This is a genomic window from Methylobacterium sp. E-065 (assembly GCF_022829605.1).
In the GTDB taxonomy this organism is placed as follows: Bacteria; Pseudomonadota; Alphaproteobacteria; order Rhizobiales; family Beijerinckiaceae; genus Methylobacterium.
Genome location: NZ_JAKSYD010000198.1, coordinates 1 through 3004 on the forward strand (window position 1 = coordinate 1; position 3004 = coordinate 3004).

Genomic DNA, 3004 nt, shown 5'->3' on the forward strand with positions numbered 1-3004 from the left:
CCGGGTCAGATCGTCCACGGTGGTGACGTCGGCGGCGGGATCCGACAGGCCGTGCCCGCGCAGATCGGGCAGGATCACGCTGTAGCCGGCGAACACCAGGGCGGCGACCTGGTTCATCCAGGACCACCCGGCGTTCGTGAAACCGTGAATCAGCATCACGGGATCGCCCCGGCCGAGCACCTCGTAGTGCAGCCGGCGTCCGTCGCGTTCGAAATGCGGCATCGTCTCAGACCTGACCCGTCGTCCCGGCGAGTTCCGCCGCGACCGCTTCCAGCGATTTGCCGCGCGTCTCGTAGCCGAGGAGGTAGCCCCCGATCCCCCCGATCAGCAGCAGCACGCCCAAGGCGGTGAAGAAGGCGTAGTTGGGGGCGCCGCTGCCCAGCATCCATCCGAGCATCGGCGCCGCGACGATCCCGCCGATCCTCTGCCAGGCCGCGGCCCAGCCCGTCCCGACCGCGCGGTACCGCGTCGGGTAGACCTCGCTCGTGTAGGCGAAGAGTGGACCGCCCGCACCGCCCGAAGCGAAGAATGCCGTCAGCGCGCCGAGCCCGAGAATGGACCAGGACTCGGTGGTCTGCCCCCACGCGAACATGAGGAGCCCGCCGACGCAGAGGAACACCGGGACGGTCGTGCGCCGCCCCCAGCGATCCAGCAGCAGGCCGCCCGCGATGTTGCCTAGCGCGCCCGTCCCGGCGATGAGTCCGGTGAACGCGAAGCTTTTGACGACCGGAAAGCCCATCCGCGCGAAGATCGATGGCAGCCAGATCGCCACGGCGAAGAACACAGCCCCGCCGGTGAGCTGCATCAGCCAGATGCTCGCGGTCGGCCGTAGATAGCCGCCGCGCAGGATCGCGCTCAGGCGCGCCGGCTCGACCGGCGGTCGATGCACGCTCGTCGGCAGCGTTCGCGGATCGATGGTGCTGAGACCGTCGACGATGCGGCCAGCCTCATCGAGGCGTCCGCGGGCGATGAGGAAGCGGACGGACTCGGGCAGAACGGCCCACAGCCCGATCAGCATGAGGCCCGGAACGGCTCCCGCGATGAACATCCCCCGCCACGTGAACGCCGGGATGATGAAGAGGGCGACCATCGCCGCGATGAAGCTCGAGCCTTGCCAGAACGCCACGGTCGAGGCGAGCATGAGGCCGCGCCGGCGCGTCGGGATGAACTCGGAGAGGTACGTGAAGACGAGCGGCACCTCCGCCCCCAAACCGATACCCTGGAGGATCCGCAGCATCAGGAGTGAGTCGTGGCTCCACGCGAACGCGACGGCGAAGCTGAGGGCGCAATAGGCGGTGATCGCGCCGACCATCGTCCACTTGCGTCCGAACCGGTCGGCGAGGAAGCCGACACAGGTCGAGCCGATTAGCATGCCGATGAAGACGCTCGAGGCGAGGATGCCCGCTTGAGCCGGGCTAAGCGCGAAGGCCGCGACGATGCCGGGCAGCGCGAAGCCCATCATATTGATGTCGAAGCCGTCGAATAGATGGCCGAGCGCGGCCGTCACGTACATGCGCCAGTGTTTGGGCGTGAGCGCCGATCGATCGAGGCTTTCGAGCAGCTGACCCGGATTTATCTGTGGCATCGTATTCAGCAACTCGACTGTTCTGATTGTTTCGGCTCTTCGCTCGAATATCGCTGCAAATTCGGGTCCATCACCCATCGACTTGTCGCCCCGGTGATTCAAGCCGCTTGGCGCTGAGCGTTCGGCAGAGTGCACAGCGCGCGTTATTGGGGGGCGCGGGTGACGAGCGGCGCAGGAGGCTCCCCGCGCCGCTTACAGACTGACCGGGACAGGATCCGCGGCCGTGTCACCGCGCCAGCAGAGATTGCTCGGTCCGGGGCCGTGGCAGCGCTTCACGCTGACCGGAGTGTTCCCATGCCAAGCCCCGGACGCCGCGCCGCTCAGGGGAACGGAAGCCGGTCCGCGAGCCCGATCTCGACCGCGAGTGTTCGCAAGTCGTCCAGCGTGTCGTCGGGCAACTGCAACCCGGCGCGGCGATGGTCAGCGTCGTTCCGAGCCTCGATCTCGCCGGGATAGAAGACCTCGTCGTATCCCTGTGCCAGCGGGACGGCCTTCAGGCCCGCGATCATCTCGTCCATACGCGCGCCGAAGCTATCGATCGGCTGGAAGGCCGCGATGTCGAGGGCGATCATCAGGTGACCGGCGCCGCTGCGTTCCCGGGCCTGATACGGCCCGTGCACCCCGGGTCCGAAGGGGGCAACCGCATGACGCCGTGCGACTGGTGCCCCCAGAGATCGGCCTGCACGAGCGTGTCGGCGCACAGTGCTGCCCGATCCTCCAGCATGCCGGTGGTCGCGTAGGCGGCCGTCGCGAAGGCGCGCAGCCGGTCTGGGGAAATTCGCTCGTCGGTCATGGGCGCGGATCCGGGGTCGGACGGGGATTCGATCTGTGGGTAGGAAGGCCACCATCCACCGCCGAGTTCGGCAGGCCGTGGCGGCGCGCGGCCCTCCGCCATGCAGCGAACGGCTCTGGCGCGGAGCGCTGATCCATCATGCCGCCGGGCTGCCGAACACGACGCAGACGGGCGATCCGGTCTCGACCGCCTGCCCGGTTCGGGCGAGAGCGCCGGTGACCTGATCCACAGCGAAGGATACGATCGTATCGCTGTCCTCGTTCGCGACCAGCAGCGTCTGCCCGGTGGGGTCCAGCGTGATGAAACGCGGCTTCGCGCCCCCGGTCGGGATCCAGGCCATCGGCCTCAGGCCCGCGGCCTCCACCGCGAGGACCGCGATGCTGTCGTCGCCACGGTTCGACACGTAGAGCCAGCGACCGCACGGGGTCAACGCGATGACGGCGGCGTGGCTGGTCTTGAGGCAGCTGGCCGTCAGCGTGGAGCCGATCTCGAGCGGCGAGAGGCGGCCGCTGCCCGCCTCCTAGGTGAGCCGGTCGCCGGGCTACCGTCGGCCTTCGCGGGTCATTCGGCGGCTTGGTTACGGATCTGTCTCTCCGTGCCAATGACTGCGGAAGCCATACAATCCC

Annotated in this window: 4 protein-coding genes and 1 pseudogene; all 5 read right to left on the reverse strand. The window is 68.2% G+C overall.

What is annotated here, in order from left to right:
- A partial coding sequence (locus MKK84_RS24095) for an alpha/beta fold hydrolase (RefSeq protein WP_243924455.1) occupies positions 1-222 on the reverse strand: 222 nt, incomplete at its 3' end.
- Positions 223-226: 4 nt separating this feature from the next.
- Entirely contained in the window at positions 227-1585 is a 1359-nt protein-coding gene (locus MKK84_RS24100) for an MFS transporter (protein ID WP_243924457.1), read from the reverse strand.
- A 320-nt stretch (positions 1586-1905) separates the two neighbouring features.
- A complete protein-coding gene (locus MKK84_RS24105) occupies positions 1906-2205 on the reverse strand; it encodes an Ldh family oxidoreductase (protein WP_243924459.1) in 300 nt (99 codons plus the stop codon).
- Positions 2157-2378, reverse strand: coding sequence for an Ldh family oxidoreductase (locus MKK84_RS24110; RefSeq protein ID WP_243924460.1), 222 nt, complete (start codon positions 2376-2378; stop codon positions 2157-2159). The genes MKK84_RS24105 and MKK84_RS24110 overlap by 49 nt, the downstream gene beginning before the upstream one ends.
- Positions 2379-2514: 136 nt before the next feature.
- Positions 2515-2877: pseudogene (locus MKK84_RS24115) on the reverse strand (lactonase family protein); the annotation flags it as partial.
- Between the last annotated feature and the right edge of the window lie 127 nt (positions 2878-3004).

What these genes read in the sequence shown, in the direction of transcription:
- MKK84_RS24100 (WP_243924457.1), bottom strand. Translation starts at nt 1,585, where the DNA reads ATGCCACAGATAAATCCGGGTCAGCTGCTCGAAAGCCTCGATCGATCG.
- MKK84_RS24110 (WP_243924460.1), bottom strand. Translation starts at nt 2,378, where the DNA reads ATGACCGACGAGCGAATTTCCCCAGACCGGCTGCGCGCCTTCGCGACG.